The sequence below is a fragment of the Rhizobium sp. 11_C7_N12_5 genome (assembly GCF_051811145.1).
In the GTDB taxonomy this organism is placed as follows: domain Bacteria; phylum Pseudomonadota; class Alphaproteobacteria; order Rhizobiales; family Rhizobiaceae; genus Rhizobium; species Rhizobium lusitanum.
Window position 1 is genome coordinate 770693 of record NZ_JBPWPY010000001.1, and the last position, 14242, is coordinate 784934.

15 protein-coding genes are annotated in these 14242 nt (G+C 60.6%); 3 read left to right on the forward strand and 12 right to left on the reverse strand.

Annotation, left to right across the window (positions count from 1 at the left end; translation table 11 throughout):
- Nucleotide 1 precedes the first annotated feature (1 nt).
- The 3 genes from AB8B29_RS03730 to AB8B29_RS03740 form a co-directional block, all read right to left on the reverse strand.
- Nucleotides 2–259, reverse strand: a complete 258-nt coding sequence (locus AB8B29_RS03730) for a hypothetical protein (RefSeq protein WP_034507811.1) — start codon at nt 257–259, stop codon at nt 2–4.
- Nucleotides 260–363: 104 nt separating this feature from the next.
- Nucleotides 364–819, reverse strand: a complete 456-nt coding sequence (locus tag AB8B29_RS03735) for a TIGR02301 family protein (protein ID WP_047552814.1) — start codon at nt 817–819, stop codon at nt 364–366.
- Between the two features lie 52 nt (nt 820–871).
- Nucleotides 872–1309, reverse strand: a complete 438-nt coding sequence (locus AB8B29_RS03740; protein WP_113118317.1) for an NUDIX domain-containing protein — start codon at nt 1307–1309, stop codon at nt 872–874.
- Between the two features lie 139 nt (nt 1310–1448).
- Between AB8B29_RS03740 and AB8B29_RS03745 the strand changes: the two genes are divergently transcribed.
- Complete coding sequence (locus AB8B29_RS03745; protein ID WP_037193908.1) at nt 1449–1769, forward strand: YnfA family protein; 321 nt, start codon at nt 1449–1451, stop codon at nt 1767–1769.
- A 43-nt stretch (nt 1770–1812) separates the two neighbouring features.
- On the forward strand, nt 1813–2577 hold the full coding sequence (locus AB8B29_RS03750) for an SOS response-associated peptidase (RefSeq protein ID WP_113118316.1): 765 nt from the start codon (nt 1813–1815) through the stop codon (nt 2575–2577).
- Between the two features lie 79 nt (nt 2578–2656).
- Here AB8B29_RS03750 and AB8B29_RS03755 read toward each other — a convergent pair whose 3' ends face one another.
- From AB8B29_RS03755 to AB8B29_RS03785, 7 genes are all read right to left on the reverse strand, one after another.
- Nucleotides 2657–2797: a hypothetical protein gene (locus AB8B29_RS03755; protein WP_167669519.1), complete on the reverse strand. Its 141-nt coding sequence runs from the start codon at nt 2795–2797 to the stop codon at nt 2657–2659.
- Nucleotides 2798–3123: 326 nt separating this feature from the next.
- Nucleotides 3124–3984, reverse strand: a complete 861-nt coding sequence (gene pssA, locus AB8B29_RS03760; protein ID WP_047639164.1) for a CDP-diacylglycerol--serine O-phosphatidyltransferase — start codon at nt 3982–3984, stop codon at nt 3124–3126.
- A 20-nt stretch (nt 3985–4004) separates the two neighbouring features.
- Nucleotides 4005–4703 carry a phosphatidylserine decarboxylase gene (locus tag AB8B29_RS03765; RefSeq protein ID WP_047552826.1) on the reverse strand — a complete coding sequence of 233 codons (699 nt, stop codon included), beginning with the start codon at nt 4701–4703 and terminating at the stop codon, nt 4005–4007.
- Between the two features lie 201 nt (nt 4704–4904).
- Nucleotides 4905–5450, reverse strand: coding sequence for an orotate phosphoribosyltransferase (pyrE, locus tag AB8B29_RS03770; protein ID WP_439006156.1), 546 nt, complete (start codon nt 5448–5450; stop codon nt 4905–4907).
- 197 nt (nt 5451–5647) lie between these two features.
- Nucleotides 5648–6346 carry an acid phosphatase gene (locus AB8B29_RS03775; protein ID WP_113118315.1) on the reverse strand — a complete coding sequence of 233 codons (699 nt, stop codon included), beginning with the start codon at nt 6344–6346 and terminating at the stop codon, nt 5648–5650.
- 134 nt (nt 6347–6480) lie between these two features.
- On the reverse strand, nt 6481–8367 hold the full coding sequence (locus AB8B29_RS03780) for an ABCB family ABC transporter ATP-binding protein/permease (RefSeq protein ID WP_047553326.1): 1887 nt from the start codon (nt 8365–8367) through the stop codon (nt 6481–6483).
- 267 nt (nt 8368–8634) lie between these two features.
- Nucleotides 8635–10656: a LysM peptidoglycan-binding domain-containing protein gene (locus AB8B29_RS03785; protein WP_037193921.1), complete on the reverse strand. Its 2022-nt coding sequence runs from the start codon at nt 10654–10656 to the stop codon at nt 8635–8637.
- Between the two features lie 155 nt (nt 10657–10811).
- On the opposite strand from AB8B29_RS03785, the gene AB8B29_RS03790 reads away from it, so the two are divergent.
- Nucleotides 10812–11435, forward strand: coding sequence for a TIGR00730 family Rossman fold protein (locus tag AB8B29_RS03790; protein WP_037194398.1), 624 nt, complete (start codon nt 10812–10814; stop codon nt 11433–11435).
- A 28-nt stretch (nt 11436–11463) separates the two neighbouring features.
- Here the strand turns inward: AB8B29_RS03790 and rarD are convergent, their stop codons facing one another.
- A complete protein-coding gene (gene rarD / locus AB8B29_RS03795; protein WP_113118314.1) occupies nt 11464–12375 on the reverse strand; it encodes an EamA family transporter RarD in 912 nt (303 codons plus the stop codon).
- A 109-nt stretch (nt 12376–12484) separates the two neighbouring features.
- Entirely contained in the window at nt 12485–14101 is a 1617-nt protein-coding gene (cimA, locus tag AB8B29_RS03800) for a citramalate synthase (RefSeq protein ID WP_047639167.1), read from the reverse strand.
- Nucleotides 14102–14242: the final 141 nt, after the last annotated feature.

Genomic DNA, 14242 nt, shown 5'->3' on the forward strand with positions numbered 1-14242 from the left:
ACTATTGCAGGGTACGGTTCGGAGAGAATTCCCCAGCGAGCATGCGTTCCCGAAGCGATTCGAGCAAGGCTTCCGCGCCCTGCTCACCCTGTATGCGGATGGTCTCGCGAATGGCATGCGCGATGGCGGCGTCGGCGATGATCTCGGGCTCGATACCATCAGCCATGCCGTCAGCCCAAGCCTCGTTCTGGTATTCCAGCGCTGCCTGCATTTTTTCATGGACGATCATGTCGTCGATTTCGTTCAGGCTGGTTTCCATTGATTCTTTCCTCGAGACGTTCATGTCCTTACCACTTGCTTAACAACTTTATCAGCCTTTTCCTAAAACGACACGGCTGGGTGCGAAAAGGGGTTAATAAATCGTTAATTTCCAAAGCGGGCGGTGATTTCTGTCGCCAGTGTTGCACCTTCGTTACGGTATCGCTCCTCGGCAACGAGGGCCTGCGGCGTGCAATTCGTGTAAACCGATGCAAAGGACCTATACCCACGGTTGAACGCGGCGGTCAATTTTTCCTTCCTTTTCGGCTCGCCCTTGGTTTCGGTGTCAAGCAGCTGCTGCATATCTCCCCGCCATCCGTCTTCCGATGCTGCGCAAAGATTGCGCAAATAATCGATCGAGCCGAGGATTTCGGCGAGCCGGGACAGTTGCTCATCATAGGGCGTGGGTCGTTCGGCGACCGCGGTGTCGGGCGTCTGTGCCTGTGGCGCGTTCGCGACAGGTTGCGCCGCGGCCGGAAGCGCGGCGGCGAGCACAAAGCAAATCAGAAGCGGTCGGCCAAGACGGTTGTGAATCATGTATTCAGTTGAGCGGACAAGCATGACGTGAACAAGGCATAGCATGCGCTTTCCAACCCGTTATTGCCTCGCATCGTTAATATCGCGGCTGGGGATGCGTACCAGTCGCCGCAATCCTTTCCACGCATTCGAGCACGCTGGCCGGAACCGGCAGGGTTCGGACCTCCTCCAGCGAATACCAGCCGATGGCTGCGGCATCGTCGGCGGCTTCCGCAATGGCTTCTCTGTCGGCATCGACGAGGAAGACCGACAGCAGGAAATGGCTCGTCAGCGTTCCGTCCGCCGCATGGGAGCGCAGATCATAGGTTTCGAACAGGCGAGGATTGCGTGCGCTTATGCCTGTCTCTTCCTTGAATTCGCGCAGGGCCGCTTCCGCCGGCGTTTCGCCGTCTTCGGCCCTGCCGCCCGGAAAAGCATACATGTCGGCAGATGGCGGGTTGCTGCGCAGGACAAGCAGGAATCGGCCGTCGCGTTCGAGGATGGCGGAGGAGGCGGGGCGGGGAAAGGACGTCATGGCATCGTTTCATATTCGCATGATGAGACGTCTACATCTCTACAGGAACCGAGCCTTGCTGTCCTCCGGGAAAGCCCTTTAACTCGCTGCCGACAGGGGCGGCGATTCGTATGCGCCGAATGTGCGGGCGACCATGGGAATGATCTACGGACTGTATGCTCTCGCGGCCTTGGCCGAAATTGCCGGCTGTTTCGCCTTCTGGGCATGGTTTCGGCTGGCAAAGCCAATCTGGTGGCTTGCGCCGGGTCTTGTGTCGTTGGCACTCTTTGCGTGGCTGCTGGCACTGGTGCCGAGCGAGGCCGCCGGGCGTACCTTCGCCGCCTATGGCGGCGTCTATATCGTTGCTTCCATCCTGTGGCTCTGGCTGGCGGAGGGGCGGCTGCCGGACCGCTGGGATATTTCCGGCGCGGCCATCTGCCTTGCCGGTGCGGCGATCATTCTCTTCGGTCCACGCGGCTGACCTTCCGCTTGACCCGGCGCTTTCCGGGTGCAAAACAAGCCCCATGTGCGGACGCTTTGCTTTGACATCGACGGCGGACTATGTGGGCGAGGCGCTGGGCGTCCTGCTGCGCGACGATTTTCCGGCGCGTTACAATATCGCTCCGACACAGCCGATCCTCGTCGTCATATCCGGTGAGAGGCAGCAGCCCGGCAGCAATCTGCCGGATCGCCGCGCCCTTTTGGTGCGCTGGGGCTTCATGCCCGGCTGGGTGAAGGACCCGAAGGAGTTTCCGCTTCTGATCAATGCGCGCGCCGAAACGGCAATCGGCAAGGCATCCTTCCGCGCCGCCATGCGCCACCGCCGCATCCTCGTTCCGGCGTCGGGCTTTTACGAATGGCATCGCCCGTCCAAGGAAAGCGGTGAGAAGTCGCAGGCCTATTGGATCCGGCCGCGCGCGGGCGGCGTCATCGCCTTTGCCGGGCTGATGGAAACCTGGTCGTCGGCCGACGGCTCGGAAGTGGATACTGGTGCCATTCTGACGACCGCGGCAAACAGCGCCATGCGCCCGATCCACGATCGCATGCCCGTCGTCATCAAGCCGGAAGATTTTGCCCGCTGGCTCGATTGCAAGACGCAGGAGCCGCGAGATGTCCTCGATCTGATGACACCGGTTCAGGAGGATTTTTTCGAAGCTATTCCGGTTTCGGATCGGGTTAACAAGGTCGCCAACATGGGGCCGGACCTGCAGACGCCTGTAACGGTTGAGCCTGTGAAAAAGCCGTCGAAGAAAACGGATCCCGAGGATGGCCAGCTAAGCCTTCTTTGATCGGCCGCCATTCGGCGACCGGTGTCGGGATATGTCGCCGAGCCATGGCTGTTTGGCAGCCGGCCGGCGATTGTCGACCTCAGGCGATTTTCTTCTTGAGAGGCTTGGACTTCAGCATCAGATGGGCCGCAAGAACGGCTTTCAGGCCGAGCGGCCGATAAAGCATGCTGGGATCGATCTTTGCCTGCGGTTGTGCCGCTTCGTCTTTCTTCTGCGTCATGATTAACTCCTCACCAATGCTCCCCGGAGCATTTTCCGATTCACTGTCGTGTATCGCTGTCTCGTCGTAAATCATGACAAATCGAAGGCGTTTTCCAATCAGCTTTTGTAAACAATGACCACATTTCGCGAGATTAGCATCGAATCTTCGTGTGAAATCCATCCTGATGAGATGCTAATATTCCGTTAAAAGGCCCGGCTGCGCGTACCATCAATACCGCCCGGTGGCTGTTCTGGCTCTCTTGATTGCTAAGGGGAGCTTACAAACTTGCGGTTGCGCACGATGGCGTCACGGGAGCACCGCCCTGGGCATGCCTCGCGTGCCGGCTAAATATGCCGGCCGATATCGTCGTTGGAATCGTCGACGTCGGGGTCGCCCGGTCCGTTGATGGTGTAGGTGCCGTATTTCTTCGCCCAGGAACGTGCACCGAGTGGCAGGGACAGCAGGTAGACGATGACGGTCACGACCATGACATGCCATGTATAGCTCATCAACAGCGCCACATAGACGACAAGGGCGAGCATGATCGGCAATACGAGGTCGCGCCGGATGCGGCTGCCTTCCGTCTTGCCGGACCAGACGGGCAGGCGGCTGACCAGCAGAAAGCCGATGAGCACGGTGTAGGCGGCACCCCAATAGGCGAAAGTCCTGTCCGGCGTCAGACCGAGGAAGCCGAGATAGACGGGCAGCAGCACCAGCATGGCGCCGGCAGGCGCGGGGACGCCGACGAAATATTCCGATTGCCAGGACGCCTTGTGTTCGCGCTCGGTCATGACGTTGAAGCGCGCGAGCCGCAAGGCGGCGGCGATGGCGTAGATCAAGGCGGCGATCCAGCCGAGCGAGTGGGCCTGATCGAGCAGAAAGACATAGACGACCAGCGCCGGCGCAACACCGAAGTTGACGATATCGGCCAGCGAATCCATCTGTGCGCCGAATTTTGAAGTTGCCTTCATCAGACGTGCCACACGTCCGTCCACGCCGTCGAGGAAGGCCGCAACCAGCACGGCGACCACGGCAAGCTCGTAGCGGTTTTCGAAAGCGAGGCGGATACCCGTCAGTCCCGCGCAGATCGCCAGCACGGTGATCATGTTCGGCACAATCAGCCGCAGGGGAATTTCCCGCAGGCGCGGCCCGCGCGCTTCGTCATTGGATCCATGCGGCTCGAAAGGCGGAAAAGGCGTCTTCATTTCGTTCGTTTCTCTGGGGCTCAGCTGCGACGGCTAACGGTCGGGCCCTTGGGCGAGCCGAATTCGGCAATCACGGTTTCGCCAGCGATCGCCCTTTGGCCGACGGCCACGCGCGGCGAAGCACCCTCGGGCAGGAAGACGTCGAGGCGTGAGCCGAAGCGGATCAGGCCGATGCGCTCGCCCGCGTCCAGCGGCTCGTTCGGGTTCACGAAACAAAGGATGCGGCGGGCGACGAGACCGGCGATTTGCACGACACCGATTTCGCCGTGCTTCGTTTCGATGACGAGGCCGTTTCGCTCGTTCTGCTCGCTGGCCTTGTCCAGTTCCGCATTGAGGAAGCTGCCCTGGCGATAGGCGATGTTGGTGATGCGCCCGCGCATCGGCGAACGGTTCACGTGGCAGTCGAAGACGTTCATGAAGATCGAGACGCGCAGCATCGGCTCGGTGCCAAGGTTGAGCTCAGCCGGCGGCGTGACCATCTGCACGCCGGAAACCTTGCCGTCGGCCGGCGATACGGCGAGGTCGTCATCCTGGGGCGTCATGCGCTCGGGATCGCGGAAGAAATAGGCGCACCAGAGCGTCAGGATCAGGCCGATCCAGAAGAGCGGCTTGAAGATCCAGCCGAGCACCAGCGACGCGACGAAGAAACCTGCAACGAAGGGATAGCCTTCCTTATGCACCGGAACGATGACGTTGCGCACGCTGTTCAACAAGCTCATCTAAAGCCTACTCCGTTAAGGGCACCCTCGTGAAAACCGAACCCCGGTTGCGGAACGAGATGATGCCGGTCAAAAGATGAGAACAAGATAAGCGGTCTTGCTCTGATTACCAGTCGACGGTGACTACAGGCAAATGCCGTCATGAGCAATGCTCTCGCACGCTCGCCCCCAATGCAATCCCGCTCTCTTCTGCGGCCTCCACTACCTGGCGTTTTCCAGATCCGCCTTCGTAAAGACTGGAAGGACAGAGAGTTCTGGAAGGCCTTGGATTGTCGGCGCGCCATCCCCGCGCCAGATGGCGCAGACGACGGCAAGGATGTGTGCATGCTCGCCGAGCGCCAGGCGATAGGCGTCTTTCACTGCGCCGCCCGTCGTAATGACATCCTCGATGAAAGTGACGCGGCGACCCGAAACATTCTGTCCCTCGATGGCCCGGCATGTCCCATAGGTCTTCGCTTCCTTGCGAACAAACGCTGCGGGGAGGCCGATCTCGAGCGAGATTGCTGTTACAAGCGGAATGCCGCCCAGTTCCAGGCCCGCCAGAATCTCGGTTTCGGCCGGGATGATCTCAGCCATGGCGCGGGCCAGCGGCTTTAGAAGAGAAGGTGTGCCTTCGAAGCGATACTTGTCGAAATACCGGTTGGAGATCTGACCCGAACGGAGTGTGAATTCACCCTGCAGGCTTGCCACTTCGGCAATACACCGGGCGAGATCGCCTTTCGTGTAAGTTACCCCATCAGTCATCATCGAACCTCCCATATCGCAAAGCTTCTCGCGTATACGCGCGAAATCATCCGACCGTAAACCGCATAATTTTAGCAGTCGTGGCGGGAAGTGCTGGTGGCGGGAAGGGGCAAATATGCGCCAGGCTCGGTATGCGCAAAAGGCAAGCCGCCGGAGACGATCCGGCGGCTTGGGGATGCGATGCTGTCGTGAAGTAGGGATCAGAGGCCGAGAGCGGCGCGCAGTTCCGCCTTGGCGCCCTCGTATTCGCTCTTGTAGTCGTCATGAGCCATGATGGTTTCGGCGATGACGGTGCCGGCGATGCGGCCGGCTTCGATGTCGGATGCATAGTGAATGCCGCCGACGATGCGGTTATGGCCGTATTCCCAGGCGCGGGCCATGATGACAGCACGCTTCTCCGGCACCATGTTCGAGAGCACGATGCCCATCAGCGTGCCGACCGTGGTGTGGCCGGACGGATAGGAGCCGGACTTGGAGAGCGGTACGATCGGCTTTACGAGATCGCTGTAGAGATGCGGACGCGGGCGCTTCCAGACATCCTTGGCCGGATCGACGACGGCGCCTTCCGTCTCGACGATGCGATCGAAGAATGCGGAGAATTTCGGCAGATTCTCCTTGGTGAACTTCGGATTGTCGATGACATCGGAGAAGCGCCAGACATTCTCTTCCGCATCGGCCACGGCGCGTGCCGCCATTTCCGGTGTGCGGGTAACCTGAATGGTCAGGATTTCGCCCAGCTCGGCCTTCATCTGCGCCGAATCATTGGCGGGCGGCGGCGGCAGCAGATTGAGGAGATTGATCTCCTTGGCATCCGTGAACGGCTTGGCATCCTCGGCGAAAACCGGCGAGGTAACGCCGACAACGAGCAGCAGTGTTAAAACTTTGGCAAAATTACGCATTTGGGGCTCCCTTGAAAGTGAGAACCGTACCTAGCAAGCTGTCGTCTCAACCTCGTGACAGCTGCCCTGTGTAATATTTCTGCGCGATATTGCCTGGGGTGACCCCTCGGAGCAGCAGTATGCCGCGCCTCCGCTCAGCTTGCCGGCGCCAGCCGGTTGACCACGCCCAGGTCGTCGTTTTCGCGCACCTGCTTCAGAAGCTCCTCGGCCTGCGTTGCCTCGCGTTGACGGTTCCACATGGAGGCGTAGAGCCCATTCTGGGAGAGCAGGTCCGCATGCGTGCCGCGCTCGGCAATCACGCCGCTTTTCAGCACGATGATCTCGTCAGCGCCGATCACGGTCGAAAGGCGATGGGCGATGACCAGCGTGGTGCGGTTCTTCGAAACGACATCGAGGGCCGCCTGGATCTCGCGCTCGGTCGTCGTGTCCAGCGCCGAGGTCGCCTCGTCGAGGATCAGAACCGGCGGCGCTTTTAGAACGGTGCGGGCAATCGCGACGCGCTGCTTCTCTCCCCCTGACAGTTTGAGGCCGCGCTCTCCGACCTTCGTCTCGAAGCCGTCGGGCAGATGGCGGATGAAATCGCCGATTTGGGCGATCTCCGTCGCCGCCGCTACCTCCGCGTCGCTTGCGCCCGGCCGACCGTAGCGGATGTTGTAGGCGATGGTGTCGTTGAAAAGCACCGTGTCCTGCGGCACCATGCCGATCACTTTGCGCAGGCTCTTCTGCGTCACCGTGCGCAGGTCCTGGCCGTCGATGGTGATCGTGCCGCTCTGCACGTCGTAGAAGCGGTAGAGAAGGCGCGACAGGGTCGATTTTCCCGCACCCGACGGACCGACCACGGCGACTGTCTTGCCGGCGGGCACATCGAAGGAAATGCCCTTGAGGATCGGCCGGGCAGCATCGTATGCGAAATGCACATCCTTGAACGAGATGGCGCCGTTGCCGATAATCAGATCCTTTGCGTCGTCAGCGTCTGTCACCTCGGGCTTGACCTCCAGCAGGTCGAACATTTCCTCGATATCAGTCAGGCCCTGGCGGATTTCGCGGTACACGAAACCGATGAAATTCAACGGCACGGAAAGCTGCAGTAGCATGGCATTGATAAAGACGAAGTCGCCGACGGTCTGGTGCCCGTTGAGAACGGACAAGCCGGAGATGACCATCATGACCGTCGAGCCGAGGCCGAAGATCACGCCCTGGCCGAAGTTCAGCCAGCCGAGCGATGTCCAGACGCCCGTCGCGGCCTTTTCATACTTCGCCATCGACTGATCGAAACGCCTGGCCTCCATCTCCTCGTTGCCGAAATACTTGACGGTCTCGAAATTCAGAAGCGAATCGATCGCCTTCGTATTGGCGTCCGTGTCGCTGTCGTTCATCGTGCGGCGGATGGAAATGCGCCAGTCGCTCGCCTTGACGGTGAACCAGATGTAGAGCCAGACCGTGACCGCCGTCACGGCGAGATAGGAAAAGCCGTAGCCGCGCCAGAAGATGATGGCGGTCAGCAGGAATTCGATGAATGTCGGAAACGTATTGAGGATGGTGAAGCGGACGATGGTTTCGATGCCCTTGGTGCCGCGCTCGATGACGCGCGAAAGGCCGCCTGTCTTGCGCTCCAGATGGAAGCGCAGCGACAGTTCGTGTATGTGCACGAAGGTCCGGTAGGCGAGCTGGCGAACCGCATACTGGCCGACGCTTGCAAACAGCGCATCGCGAAGCTGGTTGAGGCCGAGCTGTATGAGACGTGTAGCGTTCGTGGCGACGATGAGTGCGATGGCGCCGACCATGAAGGCCGGCAGGATGCCCTGCATGTCGAGCTTGCCGTTCAAGGCGTCGACGGACCATTTGAAGAAATAGGGAACCAGCAGCAGGAAGAATTTCGAGACCAACAGGAAGACGGTCGCCCAGACGACGCGCATCTTCAGGTCCATGCGTCCGGCCGGCCACATATAGGGCCAGAGATTGATGATCGTATTCAATGGATTGCTGGAATCCGCCGATATGGTTTTCTTGCGGTCTGCCATGTCCGTCTCCGGCGAATAATCGAGGCAGCCGGACGTTGACGACCACTGGGGCGGCCCGGCTGGGATTGCCTTCGCATGCAAAAGCGCGGCCGTCACGCGAAGGCGATGAGGGTTGCGCGACGCTTATACTATTTTTATGCCGCGTAAAAGCATCGGCCAGGCGGCGATCGCGCCTGGCCGATGCATGACCTTGTCGAGGGAGCTCCAGGCTATTGTTTTTACGCAGTTCCGGACGGAAAACCGCTGCGCACGTTTCCTGGAATTGCTCTAGAGATGCTCGCCCGAAAGCCGCTTGCGATGAAGCTCTTCGGCGTTGGGAAGCGCGTCCTTCGGAAGGCCGAAGACCTGTCCGGGAAGGATCCTGTCCGGATTGTTGATCTTGTCCTCGTTGGCCAGATAGATCGTCGTGTAGCGCACGCCGGCGCCATAGATACGGCGTGATATTTGCCACAGCGTATCGCCGCGACGGATGATGACGGCGTTGGCATCCTGCGAGAGCGGAGCCTGCTCCAGTGTCTTCGGACCGCTCTCGTTCGACGAGACCTCCGTATTCGGCTGGGCCGGTGCCGTCTGTGCCGGCGCGGTGATGGCCGCGATCATGTGTTCGAGATTGGGTAGCCCATCGCCGACCGACTTCGGATCCTTCGGAAGAGCCTGCAATACGGCAAGCGCCTTGAGGGCGGCGGCCGAAGCGTCGGCAGCAGCCTTCTTCAGGTCCGCGCTGGCGCCAATGGCCGGCCGGAATTCCGAAAGCGACTTCAGCGCGATCTCCGTGCCGGAGCGTGCAGCGGCAAGCTGTTCCACATTCGGCTGCTTGCCGTCAGTAAACAGGCCCTTCAACAGTGCGAAAGCCTTGCCGGCACCTTCTCTGAGCTTGGCAAGCTCGCCCTCGTCGAGCGGCACCATCGCGGCGGCCACCGACTGCGTCTGGGCGCCGGTCGCAGCCGGCGTCTGCGCGGCAACGGTCACCTGGTTGCCTTCGGGGCGGGTGAAATTGACGCTGGTGCGCACAACGACCTTGCCTGCGCTGTCGAGCACGTCGACGCGAATCTTGTGGTCGCCGACAGCGAGCGGCATCACGCCATCGACGACGAAATGCCCGTCGCCACCGGCCGCGATCTCTCCGATCAACTTGTCGTCGGCATAGGCGCGCACCTTGGCGTGGGGCTTCGTGGTGCCGGCAACGAAGATATGGTCGTTTTCGATTTCCACGGCGTTGACCAGGACATCCGGCTGCCCATCCGTCGTCGCAGGCGTGCCGGCAGCGGGGTTGGCGGATGCCACGGCGCTACCGTCCTGTTGCGGCTTAGCGTCGGATGCATTGCCCTGAGCATTGGCTGTCGGCGCATTCTGCTCGGCGGCAGTCACGCGGCCCTGCTTGGCCGAGGGAGCCGTGATGATACGGCTGGCCGTGCCCGGCTTCGACACCATGGCGAGAAGCTGTGTCGAATCATCCTTCGGGACTGAAACGGTGGCCACTTCCTCGGAGTTGACGGGCTTGCCGTCCTTGCCGGTCGCGCGCAGCACCAGCTCGTGATCGCCGGGCGGCAACGGATTGTCGAGTACCGCGGCAAAGTCGCCGCTGGGGCCGACATTGGTGGTGGTCACGACCTTTTCGCCATCGACGATCTCCAGCTTGGCGTTCGGCTCGGCCGAGCCGGCGATGACGGTGGATCCATCGGGTTCTACGCGCAGCACGTCGAACGACGGGACCAGGGATTTCGTCGCTGCCTCGGTCGTTGGTGCAGCGCCGCCGGTCAGCGCCGCCAATGCCTTGTCGATTGCAGCGCTGGCCTCGGCCGCGTTGTCGGGAAGCGACTGGACAATGGCGAGCGCCTTGTTCGCGCCATCCTGTACCTTTGTGACGAGGCCGGTCGCCGTCTGATCCGTGCCGGCGGGAAGCGCAAAAGCGACGATCGACTGAAGCGCCGTGATCGCCTTCGTCTTCGCGGCTGCGAAAATATCCTGGCTCGGCGTCGTGCCATCCTTGAACAGCGCCTTGAGGTCGGCAAGCGACGCTGTCGCGGCACCCGTCAGATCGGTAAGCTTTTTGGCGAGATCGGCCGTGTTGGCGGCGTTCGACACCGCATTCTGTGTCGACTGAGCTGTCTCGGCAGCCTTTTGCGCACTATCCTCGATCGTATTCTTCACCGTGTTGCTGGCCTGATTGACCGCATCGCCTATCGGCTTCTTGTCCCCGTTGATGCGCGGCATCACGAAAAAGACCATCAGTATGGTCGCAATTATCAGCACCAACAGAGCCAGCCAACCGGCACGGTTCTTCATCATTATTTATCTCCAGGCGGCGAAGTCGTCGCAACTCCTGAAATTGCTAGCGATTTCGCCTGTTTTTACAAGCTTTCTAAGCCATTTTCGCATGTCCGGGCACAAGTTTTCCTTCGAAAAATCTTGACTGAGCATTTGCAGCATAGTTGTTTGCATCCATGACCGACGATTCTGCGCCAATTCGATCCATTTGCGTTTATTGCGGCTCAAGGCCGGGGCGCGATTCTTCCTACATGGCTGCCGGCCGCGAGCTGGGCAAAAGCATAGCCGAGAACGGCCTGCGCCTGATCTATGGCGGCGGAACGAAGGGCATCATGGGCGCTGTCGCAAGCGGTGTGCTCTCGCACGGCGGTCAGGTCACGGGCATCATTCCGGAATTTCTGGTCGACATGGAAGCGACGCGCCATTCGCTCGGCCAACTGGACGAACTCATCATAACGCCAGACATGCATGCGCGCAAACATGGCATGTTCGAGCGCGCCGACGCCTTCGTGGCGCTGCCTGGCGGTATCGGCACTTTGGAGGAGATCGTCGAGATCATGACCTGGGGCCAGCTCGGCCGTCATGAAAAGCCGATGGTTTTCGCCAATATCAATGGTTTCTGGGATCCGATGATGGAGCTCATCCGCCACATGACGGAGGAGGGCTTCGTTCACACCGCCCATCGTGTCCAGCCGCTGGTCATCGACAAGATCGCCGACATCATTCCGGCTATCCGCAAGCACGCCGCTGAAACGCAAGGCGACCGCGGCGGTGAAGAGGCGGTCATTTCCAAGCTCTGAAGGGCGCTGGTAACAGCCGCCAATTCCGTCAGCGCGTGCGGCTCCGCCTCAACATCGACCAGCTGTAAAGCGCCAGGCCGGCCCAGATCAGCGAGAAGGCGATCATTTGTGTCGTCCCGAAGGGTTCCTTGAACAGGAAGACGGCAATCAGGAAAACCATCGTCGGCACGATGTATTGCATGATTCCGACGGTGGACAACTTGAGGAGCTTCGCGCCGTTCGCAAAGATCATCAGCGGCAGGGCGGTGATCAGGCCGCATCCAAGCAGCAGCGCGGTATCGGTAAGGCCCGTTCGATAGAGATGGCCTTCGCCGCGCGCCTCCAGATAGACGATGTAGAGCGTCGCCGGGATGCAGAGAAGCAGCACTTCGAGGAAGAAGCCCTGATTGGCGCCAACCGGCAGCGTTTTGCGGAAGAAGCCGTAGAAACCCCAGGAGAAGGTCAGCGTTAACGCGACCCAGGGCAGGGTTCCCGCCTTGATGGTGAGGATGACGACGGCTGCCGCAGCCAGTCCGATCGCGACGATCTGCGCCGGCGCCATCTTTTCCTTCAGCAGCAGCGAGCCGAGCGCGATGCTGAACAGCGGGTTGATGAAGTAACCGAGCGCCGCATCTAGCGAATGACCGGCGCCGATCGCCCAGACATAGGTCCCCCAGTTGATGGTCACAAGCGTCGCGGTCAGCGACGCCATCGCGACCGTGCGCGGATTGCTGAGCGCCGCCTTGACGTTGCCCATGCGGCCGAGCGCCAATAGCACTGCGCCCGCGACGGGAATGGACCAGAGGATACGGTGAGCGATGACCTCCATCGCCGGGATGTGCCCGAGCGCCTTCATGTAGAGCGGCAGAACGCCCCACATGAGGTAGGCCGTCAGCACGAAGCCGAACCCGCGTGCACTGTCTTCGTTCTTGATCTCAGGGGCGACCGTATCGGTGGCCATGAATGTTTCCCGCCATATTCTGTTCTTTGAGACGGGATTACTCCAATGCGGGTGACGTGGCTAATTCATTTCCTTGACGGCATCGTCAAGGTTTTTGATAGGCGGCGGATCACTCCGCCGCGATTCTGCCCGCCATATGACGGTTCTTCATCAGCTTGTAGATGACGGAATCCATCAGCGCCTGGAACGAGGCGTCGATGATGTTTTCCGAAACGCCGACCGTCCACCAGCGCACGCCGTCGCTGTCGGTGGATTCGATGAGGACGCGGGTCACGGCCTCCGTGCCGCCATTGAGGATACGCACCTTGAAGTCGGCCAGTTCCAGATCATCGATCTCGTGCTGGTATTTGCCGAAATTCTTGCGCAGCGCTAGGTCGAGCGCGTTGACCGGGCCATCGCCTTCGGCGACCGACATGATGGTCTGGCCGTCGATGATGATCTTGACCACCGCTTCCGAGACGATCTTCACCCGGCCGTGGGAATCGAAGCGACGCTCGACCATCACGCGGAAGCCGTCGATCGCGAAGAATTCCGGAATGGTGCCGAGCGTGCGGCGCGCCAGCAGCTCGAAGCTGGCATCGGCGCCTTCGTAAGCGTAGCCCGTGGCTTCCCGTTCCTTGACGATCTGGATCAGCTGGTCGAGCTTGGGGTCGTCCTTGCCGACTTCGATGCCTCGCCGCTTCAGGGCATTGATGAAGTTCGACTTGCCGCCCTGGTCGGAAACCATGACCTTACGGAAATTGCCGACGCTTTCCGGCGGCACATGTTCGTAGGTTCGCGGATCCTTGAGCAGGGCCGAGGCATGGATGCCGGCCTTGGTGGCAAAGGCGGAAGCACCGACATAGGGAGCCTGGTGGTCTGGCGAGCGATTCAGCAACTCATCGAAGGCGTGCGAAAGACTGGTGAGCCCGACGAGCCGCTCGGCATCGATCGTCGTTTCGAATCGCTCGCTATAGGCCCGCTTCAGCGCCAGCGTCGGGATCAATGTGATCAGATTGGCGTTGCCGCAGCGCTCGCCGATACCGTTCAGCGTTCCCTGGATCTGCCGCACGCCGGCCTCGACGGCGGCAAGCGAATTGGCAACCGCCTGACCGGTGTCGTTATGGGCATGGATACCAAGACAGTGCCCCGGAACGCCACAGGCGATGACGGCTTCGACGATGGCGCGGATTTCCGGCGGCTGCGAGCCGCCATTGGTGTCGCAGAGCACCACCCAGCGCGCACCCGCCTCATAGGCGGTCTTGGCGCAAGCGAGTGCATAGGTCGGATTGGCCTTGTAGCCATCGAAGAAGTGCTCGCAGTCAACAAGGGCTTCCTTGCCGGCGTTGACGGCAGCGTTGACGCTTTCGGCGATGCTTTCGAGATTTTCCTCGTTGGTACAGCCGAGCGCCACCTTGACGTGATAGTCCCAGCTCTTGGCCACGAAACAGATCGCGTCCGCCTTCGCCTGCAAGAGGCTGGCAAGGCCGGGATCGTTGGAGGCAGAAATGCCGGCGCGCTTGGTCATGCCGAAGGCGACGAAAGAGGCCGATTTCGTGCGCTTCTCGTCGAAGAAGGCCGTATCGGTCGGATTGGCGCCGGGATAGCCGCCCTCGACGTAGTCCAGGCCGAACTCGTCCAGCATGGTTGCAATGGCAATCTTATCCTCGACGGAGAAATCGATGCCGGGCGTCTGCTGGCCATCGCGGAGCGTCGTGTCGAAGAGATAGATTTTTTCGCGTGTCATACTGTTTCCTCCGGCGAGCCGGTTTGATGGTGGGTGCCCCTCATTCGTCCTCTCTCGGTTTCGCTTTGCCAAACCGTTCGAGTCCACCTTCTCCCCGTTTACACGGGGCGAAGGGGCTTGTGAGGTCGTTCTCTCTCCCCG